We start from the raw sequence: 23,774 nt of genomic DNA, 5'->3' as shown, positions 1-23,774 counted from the left end.
TTCTGACATAATGAACTTTCGAATTCGATTTGAATCGATTCTCCGTTCCTGAGATTGTCCCTCAAAAAGCAAATGACAGGGGGAGAAGTCATGATTTTCTAGTTATCAGATTCGAATTTTTTACATCAGGATTAAAAACCCATGAGCGCAACCAAGACCGCCGTTGATCAAGCGACCGCGAAAAAAGCCCTTTCCATCTCCGCAGGTGTGATTGAGGACGTTACTAAGGCCCTTGCTGCACGTTGCAGCGTAAACGGAAAAGTTTCCGTTGAGAAGATGGACGCGAATCAACTCGTCCAGTATCAAATCGCATGGCTTACCGCCGAACAAAAGATCGCAGAAAAGTTCGTAGACTACGCTTGGGATTCTTCCTTAGGAACGGGAGATCTCGAACAAGAGATGGCGGTCGTTTTTGCCGCGGAAACCGTGAACCACGTTCGTTCCGAAATCAGTTCCCGCCCCGCAGAATACGGAATCAAATCTTCCGATTTAGTTTCCAGAATTTATAACGATGAAATCAATAAGTTTCTCGAAGAAGCGATGGCGATCGAGAACTACAACGAGATCGCGGAAAAGATCGTTTCCAAAGGTAACTTCGGAGCGTACGGTCTTGACGACGACCACGAGATGTTCAGAGAAACGTTTAAGAAGTTTGCGGAAGACGTCGTGATGCCTCACGCGGAACACGTTCACAGGCACGACGATATCATTCCCGAAGACATTATCGGCGGGCTCAAAGATATGGGATGTTTCGGTCTTTGTATTCCGGAATCTTACGGCGGGATTCAACCGAACGACAAGCCGGATAACCTTTCGATGCTCGTCGTTACCGAAGAGCTTTCCAGAGGCGGATTGGGAATCGCAGGTTCCTTGATCACTCGTCCCGAGATCATGTCCAAGGCTCTTCTCAAAGGTGGTACACAAGCTCAGAAAGACAAGTGGCTTCCTCTTCTCGCTACCGGAGAAAAAATGGCGGGTATCATGGTGACCGAGCCGAATTACGGTTCCGATGTTGCCGGCGTTTCCGTTACCGCAAAACCGGCTAACGGCGGTTGGGTAATCAACGGAGTTAAGACTTGGTGTACTTTTGCTGGTTACGCAAATCTTCTTCTGATTCTTTGTAGAACCGAAGCGGATCCTTCCCTGAAACACAAAGGACTTTCGATTCTTCTCGCCGAAAAACCGAGTTTCCCCGGTCACGAATTTACTTACACTCAACCGGAAGGCGGAAAGATCGAAGGAAAAGCGATCGGAACGATCGGCTATCGTGGTATGCACTCTTTCGAGGTTTCCTTTGATAACTACTTTGTTCCCGCAGAGAACCTGTTAGGCGGTGAGGAAGGAAGAGGAAAAGGTTTTTACTTTCAGATGGAAGGTTTTGCGGGAGGGAGAATCCAGACCGCAGCCCGCGCGCACGGTGTGATGCAGGCCGCTCTGGAAGCCGCTCTTCGTTATGCGCAGGAGAGAGCCGTTTTCCAAAAACCGATTTTCGAATACAATCTCACCAAATATAAGATCGCGAGAATGGCCGTAATTCTTCAGGCATCTCGTCAATACTCTAATCACGTGGCAAAACTTCTGGACGATCACAAAGGCCAGATGGAAGCGACCTTGATCAAATTCTACGCTTCCAAAGTCGCGGAATGGGTTACAAGAGAAGCGATGCAGATTCACGGCGGTATGGGCTATGCAGAAGAATACGCGGTTTCCCGTTACTTCGTAGACGCTCGCGTGTTTTCCATCTTCGAAGGCGCCGAAGAAGTGATGGCCCTGAGAGTGATCGCAAAATCTCTTATGGACCAATACGCAGCCGGTTGAATTAAAAAAAATAGAATCCAAAAGTCCATTCAAAAAACAGAATGGACTCTGAAGATCAGAAGGCGGGGAATTCCCCGCCTTTTTTATTTTGAAAGAATGCCGAAAAACCCCCCATCGATGAATCACCGAATTCAGGAAGGAATCAAGATCTATTGAAATTATTTGTTTCTTACTTTTTAGGAAACAATCCTCGCTGATTCTATTCTTAAATTTGCGTCTTACGAGCCCAGTGTTTTCAAGTTATCTTCTGAAATAAAATGAGAAGGGGTTGTTTGTTTTGGAAGTTATAACATGAGTTCTTTTGGTGAGTGATACTTCTAAAATTTTGTGGACTTTTATTTTTTCTCCTCACAAGTGGTTAAAAATTTTTTAAGAAGGTGGATATGAAATCGATTTTGATCATAATAACATTATGTATGTCTAATGTATTGTTTGCAGTGGATATAGTAAATAAAGATAAGGTTTCTTACAGAGTTATTTACGACGACGCGGGAACGCAGCATAATGAAATTATCAACCCAGGTAAAAAACTGAGTAGCGTTTGCGGTGAATGTACGGTTCGCATTTCGGGAATCGGAAGTTTTCAGGCGGCAGGGAGCGATAAGGTCGTTATCCAAAACGGTGAAGTAACAGTCGAGTAAGTCTATCTCGATTCTTCCTATAATATCCGCAAATTTTCATCTTGCGGTTCATGATCTTTTTTTGAGTAGAAGAATGGATTGAACGTTGCGAAATCGCAGGTCGCAATTCTCGAATATTACGGGTCGATGTTGAAATGCCTCAAATTCCCGAACACAATCTTCCAGATCAAGGAAATTGACTTTGTGGATCATCTTGGGGAAAAAGAAAGGAGAATATTATGTTTGCATTAAAGATTGTAGCAATTGCTACTTTCGTATTTTTAAATTTTTCGATCATTGCAGTCGGACACGGTTCGTTTTCCAATATTAAAAGCAGGGTTGAAAAGGAAGGTTTTAGCGATCGTAAATTGGCGATCTTAAAATCTGAGGCTTCAAGAACTACTTTTACCGCGGATCAGGTCGCGGAATTGATGGATCTTTTTAGCTTTTCATCGGATAAAATCAAAGCTCTTACTTCTCTTCGAAATCGAATCGAAGATCCCGAAAACGCCTACGTCATCGTGGAACGATTCCCTTATGATTCCGATAAGAAGAACGCTGCGAACCTATTGGATGGAATAGAATCGGCTCTTCCGAAACCGCCTCGTACGAGCAAACGTACGGTTTGCTGGGGGGAAGGACCGGGACGCTATTGTTATACGGAATACATCGAGCAATGAGGAGAAATTGAACGTGAATAATCAAACTAAACTTTTCGTCTTCATAACGATTCTTCCTTTTGTTTTTACCGGCTGTCTTTCCATCCAGATATTCAAAGGCAACCAAGTTAAAATGAAAGCGGTCAAGAGTATAACCGTAATTCCGACGGTAAAGGATCCTAAATTAAAACGGGAGATAACGACCTCTTCCGAATCAACACATTCGTATCATTCAGGCGGCGTTTCCGCTGTGGGGATCGGCCGTGATTTCGCGTATGCTTTGAGCATTACCGGTCCAAGTGCAAGTTCGGAATATAAGAGCAGTCGTACGGAGAAAGGTGATTTCATCGATCCTGAGATTGTCGCTAAGAATGCGGTTACTTTGGAAATCGCGGATACGCTCGGTTCCACTTTTCTCGATCATGGATATAAGTTAGTAGAAAGAAACCAATTGCTTTCCGTTTTGAATCAAAAAAAGCCTAAATTGACAGGTTCGACTTTGGAAGAGAATTCTATCGAGCTTGGAAAGTTAGCCGGAATTGACGCGATTCTAATGATCGAAGTTACGAAATTGTCGCAGAAGAATATTCTTTCCAGAGATATGAGCACCGGGGAAAGAATATCTAAAATGCAATATGAACTAAAATTTCAAGTTAAGCTGGTATCTACGGCTGACGGCTCCGTCATAATGACGGGGATGAGTCCGCCGACCGGCAGCAGTGATTTTAGCGATTCACTTGAAGAATACGCTCAACGTATGTCGCATGCATTGGCAAATGAGTTGGATCATACTTTAAAGGATTGGAAACAAGGAAAAGTAAATTAAGCGAACGAAACTTTCGATCTATGATTTACGGCCATAGGTCGAAAGTAAAAAACGTTTTGATCCCTTCGATATCTTGCTTTGATAAATCTAAACCGATCTTCACGGATTTTCTCTTCAGGATATCGGCTCTCAAAAAGAGAATTTCAAAATCTTTGCACAGAGATATGATAGGAATCACCGGATTGAATCGGTATCCCTTCAGGTAAGGTCTGAACGATCTTGGATCGAATCGATCAAGTTGTTCTTCCCGTTTGAGCCGTGTAAGGAAATAATTCTGGCGTACGGATTCTCAGCTTGACCGTATAACCGATTCGAGCGTCGATCCTATTCTCACGATGAAAAATATCATACCCGATAAACTAAGTATAAAAAGAAAAAGAAATAAGGTCGTCTATTCTTACGATCGTTTTCAATATTCTTCTTTGATTGGAATTTTTATCTCTTTGTTATTTCTAATCACGCTCCTATCGGACTTGATTGATTTTAGAATTTCCGAAAATCCGATCTGGCTGATTCCGGGTTTGTTAATTCCGGGGTATATACTTTATACTTCGATTCATTATTCGTTTAATTCTATAAATATCGTGATAGACGTTTGGTATGTGATCGTATATCCTTCTCCCATTCCGACGAGATGGAGGAAAAAAATCAGGACTCAAAATATTCGCAACGTTTTTACGAAGTCTATCCTCGTGCCTTCTTCGGATAGTTCCTCCGAATATTATACTTACACGGTTTGTTTCGTTTTGGACGATGGAAAGGAAGTCCCGATCCTGGATAGGATCGGGGACTCGGTTCATGCGAAAGCGATCCAAGGACTTTTAAAAGAAGAATTAAATCTCGACTCCGGACGGGTTTTCGGATCCGTCTGAAAGGGATTTATTTTTCAAGTTGGAGTTAAGATTTCGAAAGTTCGGAAGCGGATTCGATTTTCGACTCCGTATTCTTTCTATTCCTTCGGAGAGAAAATATTTCGTTCTCCGGTGATTCCTTTTAGATGTCTCGCTCCTAAGAATTCGAATTGATCCTTTCCTATTTTTTCGGCAAAATTTTCAGTCGTCAAAATATTCTTTCCGAAATCTTTACACAAAGACTCGACTCTAAACGCTTGATTGACGGCGTTTCCGATCACCGTAAAATCCAGACGATCTTTTGCTCCTACGTTTCCGTAAACGACGTCGCCCACGTTAAGCGCCATACCCAAGTGAATTTGAGTGCCCGGATTATCGATATTCCATTGTTTTACCGAATTCTTAATTTTAATGGCCGCGTTGAGAGCGGATAAGCAGGCTTGATGAGGATCATCTTCTTTTGCGGGGAATATGGCGAGGATCGCATCGCCTATGAATTTTAGAATTTCTCCCTTCTCTTCTTGGATCGGTTCCGCCGTGAGTTCAAAGTAATGATCCAATACTTCCACGATTCTTTTCGGAGAATTGTTTTCACTGAGAGAGGAAAAGTCCCTCAAGTCCGCGCAAAGAATTGCTGCGTAAATGGATTCACCGGTTCCTCTTCTGAATTCTCCGGATAGAACTCTTTTGGATGCGTTCGGTCCGAGATAAACTTCCAAGAGTTCTTTGACTGCGAATTTTCTGGATTCCAAATCCAGACGTAAAGACAACACGTTTAAGATGGAACGAAAGGAGTCGATATGTTTTTCCGAAAAACCTTCGGGCGCGTGTGTCGTCCAAGAAACCACACTTCCCACGTTCAGACTAAACGTCGCCGGAAAGATGCAATAATCGGTGGCGCCTTTTTCTTTCAAATCGACGCAGATCGGATAAGAAAGATCCACGTCCGGTCCCACCAACTTACAACGAATGAAATCTTTTTTTCCTTCTCGTATCAGATAAATCGGACTGTCGATGTATTGAGGTTCGCTCAATGCGCCGTGGGGAATCAAGAGCATCTGCGTCTCTTCTTCTTTCGTCCAGATGATCGATCGTACCATCACTTCAGGATGCATCGTAGGGATGCTCGTAAAAAATCGGGAGACCGGGATGCCGGATTCGATCAGTCTTTGATTGAGTTGTTCTAATAATTCTTTCGCATCCAGATCTCTGGATTGGGGGCCGGATAACCAACTGATAATCTCTTTCATTCCAATCTCTTCTTCGAATTCTATTTTTGATTCTCGTCTTAGACCGTATTCTTCGGCGTTTGGATCCACAAATACACGAGTCGACCAAACGTCACGCCTAACTTTCACCAGACGATACGGTCGAGTGTTCGAAGAAAACGACGAGAAATTTTACGGAAAGATTTAAGGAAGTGAAAAGAAAGATTTTATGAAGTTCGATTTACAGAGGACGAAACCGCTCTGTAAATCGAAGTCGGATTCTTAAAAGTTTAAACCTTTAATTTGCTCCGGGGAAACTGGTCACGTATTGAATTTTTATATCCGGAAAGCTGGTTACGATCTGGACTTTCGTATCCGGAAACGAATTTACGATTTCCCATTTTCCGCAAGAGTCCGGGAACGAAGTGACCTTTTGCACTTTTAGATCGGGGAAAGAAGTGACTTCCTGAACTTTGACATCCGGAAAACTGGTTACGATTTGGATCTTTCCGTAAAGTTTTTTCCCGTTGAAAGTACAACCGGATTGAACGTTGCCCGCGTACATCAGACCGGCTCCGATCGTCGGAAAAATCAGAAGAGCGATCATCAACATTTTCTTTGTCATTTGGATACTCCTATTGCACCAGAATCAAATCGCGTAAATGGAATAATGAAACTATTTTTTGACAATTCGAATCAAAATGGTAATGAACAACCTACTACCGGGACTTTTTCTTTTTACGGATATCGGCTTTATTCTCTATTGGACGATCACCGGTTTCGGCTGGATTCCGGAATCGTATCTTTTCAAAGACTACCACGATCCGATTCTTATGGATTGGAATTGGTCTTTTTTGCCTTTGGATCTTTTGGTTTCCTTTACCGGATTTTATAGTCTTTATCTTAGAAAGCATAAACGTTCTCAATGGGAACGAGTCGCTTTGATTTCACTCGTTCTTACCAGTTGTTCCGGATTGCAAGCCGTCGCGTTTTGGAGTTTTCACCGCGACTTCGATCCGTCTTGGTGGATTCCGAATTTATATCTATTGTTGTATCCGCTTTACTTTATCCATCGGCTTTCATTCGTAGCTCAGCCGATCCAAGAGCGGGGTTCCGGAAGAATCTAGTAAAGAAAGAATCGAATCGTTTTACCGATGAATTTGAGTTGCTCAATCGACTGTTTTTTTCGGTATAGTTGAAACGAGGAAAGAAGAATCCGATTCTTCCTTTATTAATCAAAGCGCTCTTTCATGAACGAATCTAAAGACAACTCGAATACAAACCCAAGCTCGGAAGAGATACAACGTTGTATTCGTCTTTTGGAAACTCTCGCGGAGAAACCGGAGTTGCTTACTTCGATTCCGGAAGAGGAACGAATCGCTCTTATGATCGTCTCGGGAAAAATTTCACGTCCAGATAGAAACGAAATTCGAATTCGAAACAAGACGATCAAACGTTCCAGAAAAAAAGAGATGGTGGCTCAGGAAAAAAAGGCGAGAGCCTTGACCGGAATTCGAGTAGCGAGAACCGCAACCGTATTCAAAGCTCCTTTGCAAATTGCGGACCAAACCGATATTTGGAAAAGTAAGGACGCTCCCGAACTCACCTCGCCTCGGAACTGTTACGTCTGTAAAAAGGAATATACGAAACTTCATTTCTTTTACGATTCCATGTGTTTGGAATGCGGAGATCTGAATTACAAAAAAAGATTTCAAATCGCTTCTCTTCACGGTCAGGTCGCTTTGATCACGGGCTCTCGTTTGAAGATCGGTTATCATTGCACTCTGATGCTTTTGAGAGCCGGTGCAAAAGTGATAGCGACGACCCGTTTCCCTGTGGATGCCGCGCTTCGTTTTTCAAAAGAAACCGATTTCAAAGATTGGTCCGATCGACTTCAGATTTTCGGATTGGATTTAAGGCACACTCCGAGCGTCGAACTTTTTGCGAGTTATATAGAGGAAACGATCGATCGACTCGATATTCTCGTCAACAACGCGGCCCAGACCGTAAGAAGGCCGCCCGGCTTTTACGCGCATCTCATACAAGCGGAACAAACCGATTTTGAGGATCTACCATCGGAAGCGCGCGAACTTCTGAAATTACACCGGGACTGCAAAGAACGTCTAACGTCATTCGGAGGTCACAACCTTGCGGATGAAACGGCTCTTCCAGTGAGTTGGAACGGGAAGATTCCCGGCGTAGGAATCCGTTCTTCGGCTCAACTTTCGCAGATTCCTTATTCTCATGATAATTCTTTCGAGTTGGAAACCGTGTTTCCGGAAGGACAGATGGACGCGGATTTACAACAAGTCGACCTAAGAAAGACGAACAGCTGGAGGCTAAAGTTAGGCGAAATTCAGACTTCGGAGATGCTCGAGGTTCAACTCGTAAACGCCGTCGCTCCTTTTGTTCTTTGTAATCGCCTTGTTTCTATTATGCGGAGGGACAATACGGGTCAAAAACATATAGTAAACGTTTCCGCGATGGAAGGAAAGTTTCACCGTTTTAAAAAGGAAGATCGTCATCCTCATACGAATATGGCGAAGGCCGCGCTCAATATGCTGACTCATACTTCCGCGAGCGATTTTGCCAAAGACGGAATTTATATGAACGCGGTCGATACTGGTTGGGTGACCGACGAGGATCCGGTCGAACTATCGCAGAGAAAACAGGACCTTCACGACTTTCAGCCGCCTTTGGATATCGTAGACGGAGCCGCGAGGGTCTGCGATCCGTTTTTTGACGGAATTCTTACCGGAAAACATTGGTGCGGAAAATTCTTAAAGGATTATTTTCCGATCGATTGGTGATCGTTCTTTAAGAGTATCATAAATTTATAATATTTTAATCCTTTTTCAATAAAAATTGATTCTGAAAACGGAGCCGAGTCTTTTATTCAGTTTTTCTTTTTCAAGAAGAATGAAACTCGCCTTTTAGAAAATAAGAATCGTTTTTTTAATCGGCTCTCAAACTAGGTCTTCCGGATCGATCGTTCTTAAATTCTTAAAGTATCGAAAAAATTCATTTTCAATCGTTTCTCTTCTCGAATTTTTAGAGGCGCCTAACACAAAAAGACGATCTTCCGCTCTTGAAAGACCCACGTAAAGGATTCTTCTTTCTTCTTCGATCGTTTGCAGGGGAGAATCGGGTCTCGCGTTCCAGCCGTCGGAAAGGTCCACAAAAACGGTATGAAATTCCAAACCCTTGCTTGCGTGAATCGTCATCAGATATTCTTCCGGAATTCCGCTTCGAACGTATTCTCCGATTCTAAAATTGGAACGGCACAGAATTTTTACGTCTCCTCCGGAGGAGTGAATCGCGCGAATCAGATAAGGAATTAGATCGGCGGTTTCTTCCATTAAAATCTTTCCCACAAATCCTTTTCCTTTTCTGGACGGAAGGACCTTTTTTTCGATTCGATTTTGATTTTTTCGGATCGGAATATCCGACGTCTGAATTATCTCAGGAAGGGAACGATAATTGGAGTTTAAAAAATGGATCACCGCTCCCGGAAAAAATTCTTTGAATCTCAGAAAAGGTTCCGGCGTCGCGCCTCGAAACGAATAGATACTTTGAGAATCGTCTCCGACCACGGTGATCGAAGAACTTTCAGATAACGACTGCAGAAACGAAAGTTGTTCCAGGTCCGTGTCTTGAAATTCGTCGACTAGGATTTTTCGGAGATTTCGTTTTGCCGGGAATGTCCATTCTTCATCGGATTTCAAACCTTCTAAAAAAAGAGTCACTAAATCTTCGAAATCCAAAAGTCCGTTTTTTTGTTTGTAAACTGTATAAGATAATTCTAATTCTTTTAACAATTCCGGAAAATTTTCCCTTATGTAGATTATGTTTTCCGCCCAGAAGAGTTCGTAAGGGATTCCTCCCACTAAAAAACGTTTTTGTTTTAAAAATTCCCTGTAAAAAATATTCTTTTCTTCAGGCGGAAGAACTTTCGGTTTTTGCGATTGGAATCTCGGATGCCATTGACCGAGGGCGTAAAGACAGAAGGCGTGAAATGTTTGAACTCGGATCGAATCTACTCCGGTTGTTTTTAAAATCCGTTCCGAAATTTCTCCGGCGGCTTTTTTAGTAAATGTGAGAACCAAGATCGATTCTTCTGGAAATAATTTATCCCTGAGAATTCGGTCCACGATTCCCACCATAGTGCTCGTTTTACCGGAACCCGCGGCAGCGACCACTTGGACAAACCTTGCGTTTTCTTCGATCACGGCTTTTTGAGCCTCACTGTATTGAATTTTTGAATTCATTCTTTCCTCCCGTTTCTACGGTTCCGGAGAGTTGCGCGAAAGCGGAGAAAGGCTTTGTTTTTTTGGTAAGAATTTTAGGACCCGACTTTCGATCCGCATTTGTACTTTCTTTCTATAAGATAATCTGAATAGAATTGAAAAGAAGGTTTATAAAAAACGGGATTGAAAGCGATTCTATCCGGTTTGTCTAAAGATAGGGTGGAGGTTTGGAAAATCCGCTCGGGTAGGAAAAAGGCTGTACTTCTTGGAAAAGAAACCCAAAGTTAGGACAGATCGATTCCGATTCGAAAAATTCCGCGGAGCGAAGGATAAAAAGATAAAATGATGATAGAGAGCCCGATCCATATTCTTCCTAGAAAAAGAACCAGGTTTCGAGCAACGGTGGTCTCTATTCTCAATCATAAGAATCCTGAGTTATCGAGAATTTTACTGCAGGATATTTGTCTTCTTATTTCGGGAAAGCCGATCATACAATCCCAACTATTTTATCTTTCTCGAAAATTCCAATCTATGAATTTGAAGTCCGGAGACGAAGTGGAGTTCGACGCGAGGATCAAACCGGATCGCAAGGGACTCTCTTCCAATTCGATCCGTCTCAACTATCCCACGAAAATTTTCCGTTATAATCCGGGCAAAGAAAGGCTTCTTTTTTAACGCTTTTACGCGTTTGACTTGTCTGGTTCTTTCTAAATTCTATCCTAAAATATTCAAACACAGTGAACCTGGCTCTTTAAGAGCAAGGGAGGAACCTTGGAAACCCTTAAGTTTTTTCTCGATTTCTTTTTGAACTTAGAAACGCATTTGGACACGATCATTCAGACGTATCAGAGCGGAACCTATGTGATTCTTTTTTTGATCATCTTCGCGGAGACCGGTTTGGTTGTGACTCCGTTTCTGCCTGGAGATTCTCTTCTCTTTGCGGTGGGCGCCTTTATCGCGAGGGGTTCTTTGGATCTTACAAGCACTCTCCTGCTTCTGATCGTCGCCGCGATTCTGGGCGATACGGTCAACTATTCGGTGGGAAATTTTACCGGTGAAAGGATATTAGAAAAAGAGAAAATTCCTCTCATAAAAAAAGAGCATCTTCAGAAAGCCCATCGTTTTTACGAAATTTACGGAGGCAAAACGATCATCATCGCGAGATTTATTCCGATTATTAGAACTTTTGCACCTTTTGTCGCCGGAATCGGGACCATGACCTATGTTAAATTTGTTGCATATAATGTGGTCGGTGCGATTTTATGGATCTCAATTTTCATCTTGGGCGGTTACTTTTTCGGAAACTTGGATTTTGTGAAAAGAAACTTTAAAATCGTAATTTTCGCAATTATCATCATCTCGGTGATGCCGGCCGTCATCGAGTATATAAAAGAAAGAAGAAAGGGTAGAATTTAGAAAATTTCGAAACAAAAAGACTCGCCCGAATTGTAGGTAATCAGTGAACTTAAAAGAAAGCTTTATTACTAAATTCGAGGCGGGCGCCGTAAAGCCTAGATTCGAGATCTGGTTCGCGGTCATTCTGATTCCTGAAAGCGAACAAGCATTATGGGTTCGTTATACAATCCTCAGTCCAAAACCGAAATCCGGTCTTTATCCGTCCGCGGTCTTGTGGGCTTCCTTTTTCGATATTCGAAAACCTGAAAATCATCGAACCGCGGTTCAGTCCTTTCCGTATCAAAAGATTTCGATCGGGGACGATTCGATCGAATTTCCCGGCGCATCGGTCGGTCCGGATCACATGAAAGGGCAGATTGTAACCGGAAAGGGGGAAACTCTTGCTTGGGATTTGGAATTCAAACACAGACTCGAACCGACGGTGCATCTTCCTCGTTGGTTGGATCGAACCCCGATTCCCAAAACGAGAAGTATCGTCAGTTCTCCCTTTACCGAAGTTTCCGGAAAAATTCAGTTAGAGAATCAGGAATTCATATTCAAAAAAGCGAATGGACATTTCAACCATATCTGGGGAACGAATCGTGTCGCGGAGTTGTTCTGGACTTTTGTTCCTAAATTCGATAACGATCCTGAAAACTGGTCTTTGGAAATCGTTTCCGTTCGTGCACAGCCTTTGGCTCCGATTCTTACGTTCGTAACCCTTTTGAAAGACGGCACGCCGATTCACCAGCATTCGATTCTTCGTTCTTTGAGAAGTAAGGTGAAAGTCGCTTATCCTAAACTTTCCTTTCAAACGCGTTTGGACGACTATAAAATCTTTGTGGAAGGCGAGATGGATCCGGTTCAAATCGGTTCTTACAATTACCGGGATCCGGATGGAAGTCCCAGATATATCGAACAAAGCGATATCGGAAGCGTTCGTTGTGTGATTTTACACCGAGGTAAAGAAAGAATTTTGACTTCTAAAAACGGCGCCGGCGTAGAGTTTCACGGAATGAAACCATGGAGAAAGAATCACAAATATTTGGATCCGTACGGAGAAGATATCAAGGATTGAATTTTGGGGATTCGAAACGAATTGATTCTCGAGAGCGTCGTCTGACGCTTTTGTGTTGTTCGTTCGATTCAATCTTTTCGAGCGATCGGCGTTGCGGTTTTTGGAAAGCACCGGATCGATCAAAAAAAGAATCACATTCGCTTCGAGTTATGAAGCGTATCCATTTTTATCTTAAGAATTTTCAGAGTTGTCCTTTGCTGAGCAACGCGATATTTTTTTCGTAACGAGCTCTTTCACCAGGAAGATCCGATTTCGCGGTCAATTCGATTCCTAAAATCAAATGATTGTTCTCGTCCATTTTCGACCAGCGGATCAAACCGTGAACCGTGAAAGGCGCTTGCATTCGAAAGAATATGTCGAATACAAATCCGTCCTGTTTCGGGAGTGTTTCGATCAGATGGGGATGATCGATCTTGACTTTGATCCCTCCTTGAGAAGCCTCGAGGATCTGAAATCGTTCGGCCGTTTTGATCGTATTGGATTCTTTGATTCTTTCGACCATATCTTGCGATAAGTTTTTGAGTTCTTCCGCATATTGTTCCGTGAGATTTTTTTCCTTGCTCTGAACCCAAATATATCCGATCGGAATTTTTTCATTCGCGTGATTCGTATATATGATAGGAACTATCAATTCGGAAATAACTTTTTGATCCTTGAATTGTTTGATACAGGAAGATAGATCGTCGTCCACGTCCTTCTCGTAACCGAGCCTTCCGGGAGAAAAGTTTTTATAAGAATTCGGATCCTGGGTGTTTTCGATCAGAAGATAATTCTGCGTCTTTTTTACGATTTCAAATTTTCGATCCAATCCGGGTTTGAACGTTTCAATATTGACGACGTCTTTGCTTCGTTGTTTGAGTCGATTTTTGTAGTCTTCAAAGTTTACCTTAACGAGGGTCGGGACGTTGAACATATTTGCTTCGATGATGGTTTTAGAGGAGATCACGTTCGTTACATAGACGCCGCCCGGTTTTACCGGAAAACGTTGGTGTTCTCTGTTCTTTCTTGCGATCGCCAATTTTTCGACTTTGAGAGTCGCGTGCGCCTTTTCCAGTTTTTGCACCAGTACACATTCCAGTTGTATGTATTTGGCAAGGATCATAAAAAGAACAAAGGAGTTTTCTCTCGAAGAATCTTCCGGATTCAGAAGCTGCACTACGATCTTATCCCCACCTTCTAAAATTTTCTTGATGACCGCTTTTTGATCGAAGGGATCGATCTTTAAAGTAAGCTCCTTGTCAAAAAGATATTTTGAAATCACGTGATTCTTCTGCTCGACGGACGTGATGATGTCCATCTCTCTTTTGCCTTTTTGTGAATATTCTATGCTCATTGCGCAGTAACTTTATGTGAGAGTTTGATTTAGGATTGTTTCGGTAAACGAAAAATTAGTTTTGCAAATTATAAAATGATAATACTTCTTATAATGGTATTAGAAGACGGATTCTTTTTTTCCAAAGCTACAATTTATTTTTTCTTCTTTGAGGAAGTCTTTTCTTTGGAAAGAAAAAGCCTTAAATTTGTCATGAAATAATTTCCTGGGAAATTTTAGGAATTCAGGAGGGAACTTTCGAGGTTTTAAAAAAGGCAAATGTTGAATTCGTGAAATTCATAGCTCGCTTCCCGTCTTTTTGGTCGCTTTTCTTTGACGTTTTTTTTCGAAGAAAGATTTTTCCCGGAAATTTCGATTCGGATTTTGAGATAAATTCTCCCCGATTCGGGTAGTCTGATTTTTCGATGTTGAGAAAATGGGCAGAAATAGGGAACCGGACGGTCTAAACCTCGAAGAAACCGGATTCTTCTTTGAATATGATTCTTAAATTCATCGTTGTGGAACCTAAAAAAATCGGCGCAATCCTTAGCGTTTTTATAATTCTGTATTGTTCGATTTTGTTGGTTCCGATCATCGATTCCGGAAAAAACGCCTCGCCAATTTCCGCTTCGAGCGAAACTTCCGAAACGAAAGAAGGTGAGAAGGAGAAAACCTCCGAACTGATGCTGGAAGATTTTAGTTCTTCCGATGATTCTTTCGTTTTAGGCGTTCCGGTTGAGGTCGTCTCTTACTACGATGCTTCCGATTTTATCCTTCCTCAGCTTTATTTTAAAATAGAAAATCCTCCGCCTGAAAAACTCTCCCTTTCTTCGATTTAATCCATTTCGAATTAACCGGAAATCCGGTTGGGAGTTTTTATGTATTCATTTTTTTCTTTTCGTAACTTTTCATGGAATCAAGCGAGACACGACGTTTCGTCCGGCTTGGTGGTTTTTCTAATCGCTTTGCCGCTCTGTATCGGAATCGCATTCGCGTCGGGAGCTCCGATTCTTTCGGGACTTATAGGCGGAATGGTGGGAGGTTTGATCGTTTCTTGGATCGGTAAATCCCCGTTATCCGTAAGCGGACCGGCCGCGGGACTAACGGTTATCGTTCTGGATTCCATTCAAACATTAGGAAATTTTAATGATTTCCTTTTTGCACTTTGTATAGCCGGGATTTTACAGATTATATTAGGTTTTTTGAAAGCTGGAATTCTTAGTAACTTTTTTCCATCTTCTGTGATCAAAGGGATGTTGGCCGCGATCGGGATCGTGCTGATCCTGAAACAAATTCCGCACGCGGTCGGTTACGACATCGACTACGAAGGGGATTTTAACTTCTTTCAGAGCGACAGGGAAAACACGTTCACCGAGATTTGGAACGCCTTTCTTCGTTTTACTCCGGGCGCGGTCTTTCTGTTTATCGTTTCTTTTTGTGCGATCCTTTTTTGGGAGAAGTTTCAACTCCACAAACGTTTTTTGCTCCATGGCTCTTTGATCGCGATCCTGATTTCGATTTTGTTAAACGAAGTCATCGGGACTTGGTTTCCGATTTTGTCGGTCGGATCCGAACATCTCATTCAGCCGATTAGGCTCGGAAACGTTTTCGATTTGTTTAAGGACGAATATCATCCCACTTTTTCCCAATGGAAGAATCAGGCGGTTTACTGGATCGCGCTCAAGATTTGCGTCGTCATGAGTTTGGAAACTCTTCTCAACTTGGACGCGATCGAAAAGATAGATCCCGAAAGAAGAATCGTTTCAAAAAACCGGGAACTTATCGCGCAGGGAACTGGAAATTTAATCTCCGGAATCTTAGGAGGTCTTCCGATCACTTCGGTTATCATTCGAAGTTCGGCGAATCTTCAAGCCGGCGCTAAAACGCGTTTATCCGCTTTTTTACACGGAGTTTTTATTCTTCTTTCCCTGATGCTGATTCCGGATTGGATTTCGAAAATTCCTCTCGCTTCTTTGGCCGCAGTACTTTTGATCGTGGGTTATAAACTTACGGATTATCGGATTCTTAAATTGCAATATAAGAAGGGAACCGATCAGTTTATTCCGTTTTTCGCTACGATAGTCGGAATCGTGTTTACGGACATTCTAATAGGAATCGGAATCGGCTGCGCATTTTCGATTTTTTTTATCATGAGGAGAAACATTCTCAATCCTTACGAGTTCAACAAAAAGGATAAGACCTACGGGGTCGAGGTTCGTATCGATCTTTCGGAAGACGTTTCCTTTTTAAATAAGTCCAGTATGTTGTATAAGCTCGACCAAGTGGCGGATAACGCACATCTCATCATCGACGGCTCCAAGTCGAAATATATCGATCCGGATATTCTGGAAATAATCGAAGACTTCAAAATTTCGGCGCGTGCAAGAAACATAAAACTCGAGATCATAGACGTTACGACGTCGTACGAAAAAATCAAGAACCGACCTTTCGATCTGGTCGCACAGCAGGATTATCAAAAACTTTTTGAAAACAATCGGATTTGGGTGGAAGAAAAGCTAAATCAGAATCCGGATTATTTTAAAAATTTGGCCCTTGGTCAAGCGCCTCAGTACCTTTTGATTTCCTGTTCCGATAGTAGAATTTCGGTAAACGAAATGACGGGCACCAACGCCGGAGAACTTTTCGTCCATCGAAACATAGCCAATCTTGTGATCGATACCGATATGAACCTGATGTCCGTTCTTCAATATTCGGTCGAAGTTCTTAAAGTTAAACATATCGTCGTCTGCGGGCATTACGGCTGCGGAGGAGTAAAAGCCGCCATCGACGGAAAGTATCACGGTCTGATCGACGCTTGGCTTCGAAATATCAAACAAGTATATAGAATGAATCGAAAGGAGTTGGGTTCTATTTTAGACGAGGATAAAAAACACCAACGTTTGGTGGAACTTAACGTAAGGGAACAGGTTTACAATCTTTCGATGACTACTATCGTTCAAAATGCCTGGAGTCAAGGAGCCGAACTTCAACTCCACGGTTGGGTTTACGATATTAAGGAAGGTAAGATTCTCGATCTCGATATCGATATTGACAAAGACTTTCAAGATTACGATATCTTTCGATATCAGTTTGAGCAGAAAGCCTGAGAGGAAAGTTAAATTGCGATAGAGAATGCGAAACGATCTCAGCGTTTTGAATCGTTACGCGTTCTCTTTTAAAGACCTTAAGTCATACGATAACTTTTTCCATTGACAAGCGCAGAGGCGCATTAAGCTGGACTGCATGACTTCGGCGATTTTTAAAACATGGATCGGTTGTACGATACTTTCCGTTTTTGTTTTAATTTTTGATTGCGGACCCGTTTGTGAATTCGATTCCCGGCTTGCTGATTCGTTGAAACAAACGCAGACCTCAGCGCCTTGTCATCAGGAACAAAGCTCCGAAGAGTCCCCAGGTTGCGAATGGGATTCCGGCTCTATTACGTTTTCCGAAACCGATTCTCAATCCTTTAAACTTTTGAAGGAATTTTTCCCGCTTCACTACAGATCTTCGGATTTGCTTTTTTCTTACGAACCGTTTTTCTACTTTAAAAAATTCTTATCCGATAATTTTAAAAAGAATTCGATTTCTCTTCTGAGCTTGCAGACCGTCCGTATTCTCATTTAAGTCCTCCTTTTGTTTCATCTTCTTCCAAACAAAATCCGCTCAGTCGATTTGTTCGGCGGTTTTTAATTTCGGAAGAATCGATTTTATTTCCAGGAGGTCCGCTTTATGAAATTAAAACGAAATATTTTCCGATCTTTCGATACACGAAGGCGGTTCATTTTTTTAGAGAAGAATTTTTTGAAAAGAAAGACGGTTCTTCTTTTTACATTCTTCATTTCCGTAATGTTCGTTTTTCCGATCCAGTCCGATACTTCCAGAGAATTGGACATAGCGTCTATTCTGAGTTTGGCGGAAAAAAATTCTCCTTTGCTTCTTTCTCTCAACGCGGATTTGGAAACTCTCTTTTATCAGAGAAAACAACAGGGTAAAACTCAAAACCCGTCCGTAACTATGGACTATGGTCAAAGAAACGCCGCGGGCGAGGTCGGTTCGGAATACGCGATGCAATTCGAACAGCCGATTTATTTTCCCGGTCGTAAAGAATTGCGTCAGCTTTTGGTGGATAACGATGCCAGAATCAAGGAAATTCAATTGTCCGAAGCGAGTAATTCGATCCGCTTCAACGCGCTCAAGTTCGCTTATCGATATCTTGTCTCCGCGAGTAAAAAAGATCACGTAAAGGAAAGACTTCGAAGACTTTCGATCATTGAAAGTTACATTCGAGCGAGACCGTTTATCACTCCGCAGGCTAAGACGGATCTTTTTATCATTCAGAGAAAAATTCTGGCTCTCAGAAAACACTTCAACGATTTGGAGTTGGACGCAAACAAACAATACGAAGCTATGAATTTGTATCTCATGTTGGAAACCGCTCCTTCGGTTCGGATTCCTTTTTTTTCCGAAGGAGTGAAGTTCGATTTTAAGGATCTCCAAGACAAGGCCGTTTCCCGCAACCTGACTTTGCTTGCGGCGAAGGGCGAGATCGAAAAAGCGAAGACCGAACTCAACATCGCGAACTTGGAAAAATATCCGGATTATTCCATCATCAGTCAAGTGGGCGAGGATAGATCCGGGGTCGCGAACAGATTCTATGACTTTGGAGTGAAGTTTAAACTTCCTGTTTGGGATCAGTTTCAAAACAAGGTTTCCGCGGCGGAAACGAACGTAAAATCCAAACAAGGACTTCTCAATCACCAGGAGAATCTAGTAAAGAGCGCTTTCAAGCAGGCGTTTTTGGACTACGAACAATCCAAATCAAATCTCAGACTTTTTAACTTATCAAAGTTAGACGAAATTGAGCGTGATTTGAATTACGCCGACGTTGAATTTAAAAAAGGCAGAATTCTTATGATGAGTTATTTGGAGCTGGAAAATCAGCTTCACGAAACACATCATGCGATTCTCGACGCGCAAATCTCTCACGTGGAAACCCTTTTGAATCTTCTCCACATTTCGAACGAAAAAGAAATTATAGGAACCTTTAAACATGCTGTCCAGACTTTTGAATATCAGCTTAAATAATCCGATTCTTTCGGTAGGAATCATATTTTTCTTATTTATCTATTCCTTCTTTACGCTTCGTGAAGTTCCGATCGACGCCGTTCCGGATATAACTAACGTTCAAGTGATCGTCACCGTAAAAACGGGTTCTTTGGATCCGGAACAGGTGGAGAAGGTGGTCACGTTTCCGCTGGAAACGGAGCTGATGGGAATGCCGAACCTGATTGACGTTCGTTCCGTTTCTAAATTCGGACTTTCTAATATATCTTTGATCTTCAAAGAAGGAACCGATATATATCAGGCTCGAGGTATGGTTCTCGAAAGAATCGCGAGCGCGAAAGAAAAACTTCCCAAGGGAATTTCTCCGACGATCGTTCCCAATACGACCGGACTTGGAGAAATTTTCTTTTACACCGTGGAAGCGAAACCCGGTTCTAAGTTGGCGTCTCTTCCGGAAAAGGATCGCCTTCTGTTTCTGAGAACCGTTCAGGATTATACGATACGTCCTCAATTGAAGGCGCTCGTCCCGGGAATCGTGGAAGTCGATTCCAACGGAGGTTATGAAAAAGAGATTCATATCGATCTCGATCCGCATCGGATGAAAAGTTGGGGAATTACTATCGATCAGTTGACGAGCGAACTGACGACGATCGGAGAAAGTTTCGGCGGAGGTTTTATCGAAAACGAGGGAAAGGTTTCCATCGTTCGCGCTTACGGGATCAAAAAAAGTTTAGGCTCCTTATCTCAAGTCGCCGTTAGGCGGACCGTGACCGGTCAGCCGATTCGAATTTCCGACATCGCCCAAGTAAACGAGCACGGCAAACAAAGGTTAGGCGGCGCCAGTTCGGAGGGAAAGGAAATCGTCTTAGGAACCGCGATGATGTTGCGGGGAGAAAACAGCTACCAAGTCAATTTGGATCTGAACCAAGCCGTTTCTCGTTTGAATCTTCCCGAAGACGTTCAGGTTAAGGTTCTTTTGGAAAGATCTTTTCTGATTCATTCCACGATCAGGACGGTGCTGACAAATCTTATCGAGGGAGCGGTTCTCGTAATTCTCACCTTGTTTTTTATTTTATTCAACATCAAGGCTTCGATTATCGTAGCGATGATCATTCCTGGATCGATGCTGCTCACCGCGATCTTTATGAAATTTTTCGGCATCTCCGCCAACTTGATGAGTTTGGGAGCGATCGATTTCGGACTTCTCGTGGACGCGTCTATCGTTATCACCGAGAACGTTCTCACTCGATTTGAAAAAGAATCGTATCTAAACAGAGAAGATAAAATGAAAGCGATTCTACAGTCTTCGCTCGAAGTATTAAAGCCCGTTTCTTTCGGCGTAGTAGTCATCATGCTCGTTTATCTTCCGATTCTAACTCTGGACGGAATTCCTGGAAGAATGTTTCGACCGATGGCGGAGACCGTTCTTTTGGCTCTGGGATTCAGCTTGATCTTGGCGGTGTTTTTATTACCGCCTCTTCTATTCTTCTTTATTTCGCCGGCGGGAAATCACAAAAGCAAAGAGATTAAAAAAAGCCGGATCGTAGAACTCTATTCGTATTATCTGCCTCGCCTTTTGGATAAGCCGAAGCCGATCGTAATCGGATCGGTCGTATTCTTTCTGCTGACCTTGTTCGTTTATTTTAGAATGGGGACCGTCTTTCTTCCGAAATTGATGGAAGGAGATTTGATGTTGGTCGTGGTGAGAGAAGGGGACATTAGCATCGAAGAAAGTTTGAGGGAACAAAAGGAAGTTGAGAAACTTCTGATGACCTTTCCGGAAGTGCAGAGCGTTTTTTCAAGGATCGGCACGAGCTCCGTTGCGAACGACCCGATGGGAACTTTCAACGCAGATACGTTCGTCATTTTGAAAAAGGAAAACATCGCAGATCTCCTCAAGGAAAAAAATTGGGAGAATTTTTTAAACAGAATTCATACGCGGGTTCAGGAGAAATTTCCGAAATCGGAACTCACACTGAGTCAACCTTTGGAGGCGAGATTCAACGAGTTATTGGAAGGAAGCCGCGCTGATATCAGCGTAAGAATTTTAGGAAAGGATCTCAATGCACTTCTGGATCTTCAAAACAAATTGAAGGAGACGCTTCACAATATTCCCGGAGCCGCCGAAGTCGAATTGGATCCAATCATGGCTTTGCGGAAATCTAAAGTGATCGACATCACTCCGGATCCGGATAAATTAAAGTACTATAATATATCACTTCCTTCGTTTAACGGCGTCGTGGAAGCGTCGATGAGCGGATTCGAGTTGGGCGGTTATTACGAGGAAGAAGTGAGATTTCCGATCAAGATATGGCTTTCGGAAGATTTTCGAAATCGAGAATCCGAAATCGCGGACATCGGAGTGGGAACGATCGACGGCGGAATGATTCCGATCAAGTTGCTCGCATCCATCGAAAAAAAAGACAAGGTTATGACCATTTCCAGAAATCGTTCCCGAAGATTCGTCGCGGTATCCGTAAATTTGAGGGGAAGGGATTTGGAAGGCTTTCATACGGAAGCGAAGGAAAAAATTTCTCAGATGGGAATTCCCAAGGGTTATAGCGTGTTTTGGGGAGGGCAGATTGAAAATCTCGCGAACGCAAAAGAGAAATTAGCGATCATTCTTCCTTCCACTTTTTTGATGATCTTTGTGGTGTTGTATCTCGGACTCGGCTCCGTTCGTCAGGCTCTGCTCGTATTCTTTTGTGTTCCGTTCGCTCTTACGGGGGGAATTTGGTTTCTTTTTCTAAGAGGAATGGATCTCAGCGTTTCCGCTTTCGTAGGTTGTATCGCGTTATCCGGAATCGCGGTATTAAACGGACTTGTAAAGTTGGATACGATTCATAGAATACGGGAAGAGAAAAAAGTTTCGGTTAGGGACGCGGTCTTAGAAGGAGCGACCAGCAGAATCAGACCCGTGATCATGACGGCCCTCGTCGCGTCTTTCGGATTTTTACCGATGGCCTTCGGTTCCGGTTTGGGTTCCGAGGTTCAAAAACCTCTGGCAACGGTCGTGATCGGCGGAATCATCTCTTCGACGATTCTTACGCTCGTGATTCTTCCCGTGTTTTATTTTTGGCTGGAAAAAGGTTCAAAAGATTAGAAAAATAGAATGTGTTTTTCGGAAGGACTCGGAATTCTTCCCGCAATCGAACGTCGCGGGAAGAATAGACCGGAATTACTGATTACTTTTCGCGTTAGACGCCATCTTTAAAAAGTAAGCGTTCGTATCGTACCAAAGTTGACCAAGATGAAGAGCGTTGGTCGCTTCCAAGTGATCGATCCCTGTGGTCAGAAGAGGAATGGAAGGTCCTCCTTTCCATGTTCCCCATCTTTGAGAAGAATCTGGAACCACTCCGTCGTTCGCAATGCTCATTCCGTAGAAAGGAGCTCCGATCGCGCAGATCGGATAGATGATTCCCATCGCAGGATGTTGAATCAAATCGGGAACGGAGATTGTGGATCCGTAAGAGTAGTATTTCACTCCGGAAACGTTCGGAGCCGCGGCATTCAACGCTTTTAGTCCGTCGGTTGTCAGCAGTTTCAAAGCGGCCGTAGCGTTTTGGCTGGAATCACCGTAAACAAAACCGATCACCGCGTTAAGAACTGTGGAAACGTAAGGAAGAGCCCAACTTGGAATTACAGTCGCAACTATGTTTGCAACCGGACTTCCTTGGTGAGGAGTGTTTAAAGTCGTAAGCGTCGCAACTTTGCCGCTCATTGAAAGATTGGAAACCATATAACGTGCATCCAATCCGCCTTGCGAATGCCCTATGATATGCACTTTACCGGTGTAATTGTTTGCGGCCATTGCCGCGAGAATTGCAGTTTTCAACTGTGCCGCTCTGTTCGAGCTGGAGTTTAACGCTGTTACGGAAGGAGTCAAAACAGTCGCGCCTTGGCTCGTTAGATACGCCGCATTTCCACCCCAATAATCGATCACAGTGGAACCATTTCCCCAACCGAAGAGGCCGTGAGCCAACACGATCGGATAGGATCCGGAAAGAGGCTTACTGGAAGAACCGCCTCCGGAAGCAGAAAGAACGCTTGTTATAAAAAAAACAAGCAATACGCTTATCATTCTCAACACTTTTTTCATTTGTATTTTCCTCGCACTCCGGAAGGAGCGCAGGAAGCAAGATAATAAATAAGAAACGTCGTTCAAGAAGAAAATGTTAAGCGAAGTCGATTCCGGCTCTTTTTTATTAAATAACGTACGTTTGTTATACTAAATTTTTAGATAAGTTTTATATAATTCGAATATAAGAAAAATCGGATGTATTAAGAATTTCTAATGCGGCTACGTCCGTCGACAAAAGCGACTTACGTGTAAGACGGAAAATATTCGGTGTTTCCGTTTGATCTTCCATTGTGAAGGAGCGGGTCTGCGAAAGTAAGGAAAACGATTCGGATCGGATTTAACGCCTATGTCTTGAGGGCTCTTTTGTGAACGGGTTTTCTTTGAATTCTTACGATGAATTGAGTTTTGAGGTTTGTAGAATTCGAATCCTTTTGTTTTTTTAGAGTTCTTTTTCTCCCGAAGATGATTTGGGCTGCGGTTCGAAAGGTGTACGTCCGGTTTTTTTGTTATGATTCTGAATCCGCTATTTGAATTATAAGAATGGACCGAAGTTTTTTGAATCGCTCGAAATATGAGAAAAAAAGGATAGACTGCCCGATCCGTTAATCGGCA

At 42.8% G+C, this 23,774-nt stretch carries 18 protein-coding genes and 1 pseudogene; 14 read left to right on the top strand and 5 right to left on the bottom strand.

The window, feature by feature from the left end; translation table 11 throughout:
• The first annotated feature begins 141 nt into the window (after positions 1-141).
• The 5 genes from CH376_RS04765 (at position 142) to CH376_RS04745 (ending at position 4,795) form a co-directional block, all read left to right on the top strand.
• Complete coding sequence (locus CH376_RS04765; protein ID WP_100785100.1) at positions 142-1,818, top strand: acyl-CoA dehydrogenase family protein; 1,677 nt, start codon at positions 142-144, stop codon at positions 1,816-1,818.
• A 416-nt stretch (positions 1,819-2,234) separates the two neighbouring features.
• A complete protein-coding gene (locus CH376_RS04760; protein ID WP_243394696.1) occupies positions 2,235-2,459 on the top strand; it encodes a hypothetical protein in 225 nt (74 codons plus the stop codon).
• A 218-nt stretch (positions 2,460-2,677) separates the two neighbouring features.
• Positions 2,678-3,118 carry a proline and serine-rich protein 1 family protein gene (locus CH376_RS04755; protein ID WP_100785102.1) on the top strand — a complete coding sequence of 147 codons (441 nt, stop codon included), beginning with the start codon at positions 2,678-2,680 and terminating at the stop codon, positions 3,116-3,118.
• Between the two features lie 13 nt (positions 3,119-3,131).
• Positions 3,132-3,923 carry a hypothetical protein gene (locus CH376_RS04750; protein WP_100785245.1) on the top strand — a complete coding sequence of 264 codons (792 nt, stop codon included), beginning with the start codon at positions 3,132-3,134 and terminating at the stop codon, positions 3,921-3,923.
• Between the two features lie 335 nt (positions 3,924-4,258).
• A complete protein-coding gene (locus tag CH376_RS04745; RefSeq protein WP_100785104.1) occupies positions 4,259-4,795 on the top strand; it encodes a hypothetical protein in 537 nt (178 codons plus the stop codon).
• Positions 4,796-4,872: 77 nt separating this feature from the next.
• Here CH376_RS04745 and CH376_RS04740 read toward each other — a convergent pair whose 3' ends face one another.
• Together CH376_RS04740 and CH376_RS04735 are read right to left on the bottom strand one after the other, a co-directional pair.
• Positions 4,873-6,024, bottom strand: coding sequence for an adenylate/guanylate cyclase domain-containing protein (locus tag CH376_RS04740; protein WP_100785246.1), 1,152 nt, complete (start codon positions 6,022-6,024; stop codon positions 4,873-4,875).
• A 256-nt stretch (positions 6,025-6,280) separates the two neighbouring features.
• The gene (locus CH376_RS04735) at positions 6,281-6,595 is read right to left on the bottom strand and encodes a 7(1) septoil knot domain-containing protein (RefSeq protein WP_100785247.1); all 315 of its coding nucleotides are present in this window, start codon (positions 6,593-6,595) and stop codon (positions 6,281-6,283) included.
• A 94-nt stretch (positions 6,596-6,689) separates the two neighbouring features.
• On the opposite strand from CH376_RS04735, the gene CH376_RS04730 reads away from it, so the two are divergent.
• On the top strand, positions 6,690-7,109 hold the full coding sequence (locus CH376_RS04730; RefSeq protein WP_100785248.1) for a DUF5360 family protein: 420 nt from the start codon (positions 6,690-6,692) through the stop codon (positions 7,107-7,109).
• 123 nt (positions 7,110-7,232) lie between these two features.
• The gene (locus CH376_RS04725) at positions 7,233-8,792 is read left to right on the top strand and encodes an SDR family NAD(P)-dependent oxidoreductase (RefSeq protein WP_100785105.1); all 1,560 of its coding nucleotides are present in this window, start codon (positions 7,233-7,235) and stop codon (positions 8,790-8,792) included.
• Positions 8,793-8,948: 156 nt separating this feature from the next.
• Here CH376_RS04725 and CH376_RS04720 read toward each other — a convergent pair whose 3' ends face one another.
• Positions 8,949-10,250, bottom strand: coding sequence for a UvrD-helicase domain-containing protein (locus CH376_RS04720; RefSeq protein ID WP_100785106.1), 1,302 nt, complete (start codon positions 10,248-10,250; stop codon positions 8,949-8,951).
• Between the two features lie 321 nt (positions 10,251-10,571).
• Here CH376_RS04720 and CH376_RS04715 point away from each other — a divergent pair, with 321 nt between their 5' ends.
• From CH376_RS04715 to CH376_RS04705, 3 genes are all read left to right on the top strand, one after another.
• Entirely contained in the window at positions 10,572-10,904 is a 333-nt protein-coding gene (locus CH376_RS04715) for a hypothetical protein (protein WP_100785107.1), read from the top strand.
• A 96-nt stretch (positions 10,905-11,000) separates the two neighbouring features.
• The gene (locus tag CH376_RS04710) at positions 11,001-11,645 is read left to right on the top strand and encodes a DedA family protein (RefSeq protein WP_100785108.1); all 645 of its coding nucleotides are present in this window, start codon (positions 11,001-11,003) and stop codon (positions 11,643-11,645) included.
• Between the two features lie 43 nt (positions 11,646-11,688).
• Complete coding sequence (locus CH376_RS04705; RefSeq protein ID WP_100785109.1) at positions 11,689-12,702, top strand: hypothetical protein; 1,014 nt, start codon at positions 11,689-11,691, stop codon at positions 12,700-12,702.
• A gap of 181 nt (positions 12,703-12,883) precedes the next feature.
• Here CH376_RS04705 and CH376_RS04700 read toward each other — a convergent pair whose 3' ends face one another.
• Positions 12,884-14,029 carry a DUF1577 domain-containing protein gene (locus CH376_RS04700; protein ID WP_100785249.1) on the bottom strand — a complete coding sequence of 382 codons (1,146 nt, stop codon included), beginning with the start codon at positions 14,027-14,029 and terminating at the stop codon, positions 12,884-12,886.
• 482 nt (positions 14,030-14,511) lie between these two features.
• Here CH376_RS04700 and CH376_RS04695 point away from each other — a divergent pair, with 482 nt between their 5' ends.
• The 4 genes and pseudogenes from CH376_RS04695 to CH376_RS04675 all read left to right on the top strand — a co-directional run bounded on the left by CH376_RS04695 (position 14,512) and on the right by CH376_RS04675 (position 22,184).
• Positions 14,512-14,853: a hypothetical protein gene (locus CH376_RS04695; RefSeq protein WP_100785110.1), complete on the top strand. Its 342-nt coding sequence runs from the start codon at positions 14,512-14,514 to the stop codon at positions 14,851-14,853.
• Between the two features lie 39 nt (positions 14,854-14,892).
• Positions 14,893-17,121, top strand: coding sequence for a SulP family inorganic anion transporter (locus CH376_RS04690; protein ID WP_100785111.1), 2,229 nt, complete (start codon positions 14,893-14,895; stop codon positions 17,119-17,121).
• Between the two features lie 736 nt (positions 17,122-17,857).
• Positions 17,858-19,102: pseudogene (locus tag CH376_RS04680) on the top strand (TolC family protein); the annotation flags it as partial.
• Positions 19,068-22,184, top strand: a complete 3,117-nt coding sequence (locus CH376_RS04675) for an efflux RND transporter permease subunit (RefSeq protein ID WP_100785114.1) — start codon at positions 19,068-19,070, stop codon at positions 22,182-22,184. The pseudogene CH376_RS04680 and the gene CH376_RS04675, both read left to right, overlap by 35 nt.
• Before the next feature lie 75 nt (positions 22,185-22,259).
• Here CH376_RS04675 and CH376_RS04670 read toward each other — a convergent pair whose 3' ends face one another.
• Positions 22,260-23,180 (bottom strand): lipase family alpha/beta hydrolase, encoded by a 921-nt coding sequence (locus CH376_RS04670; RefSeq protein ID WP_100785115.1) that lies wholly within the window; start codon positions 23,178-23,180, stop codon positions 22,260-22,262.
• Between the last annotated feature and the right edge of the window lie 594 nt (positions 23,181-23,774).

Origin of the sequence: Leptospira adleri (genome assembly GCF_002811985.1) — a bacterium.
GTDB classification, from domain to species: domain Bacteria; phylum Spirochaetota; class Leptospiria; order Leptospirales; family Leptospiraceae; genus Leptospira; species Leptospira adleri.
Note: the sequence above shows the minus strand (reverse complement) of the source record. Positions and strands in the feature narration are given on the sequence as shown.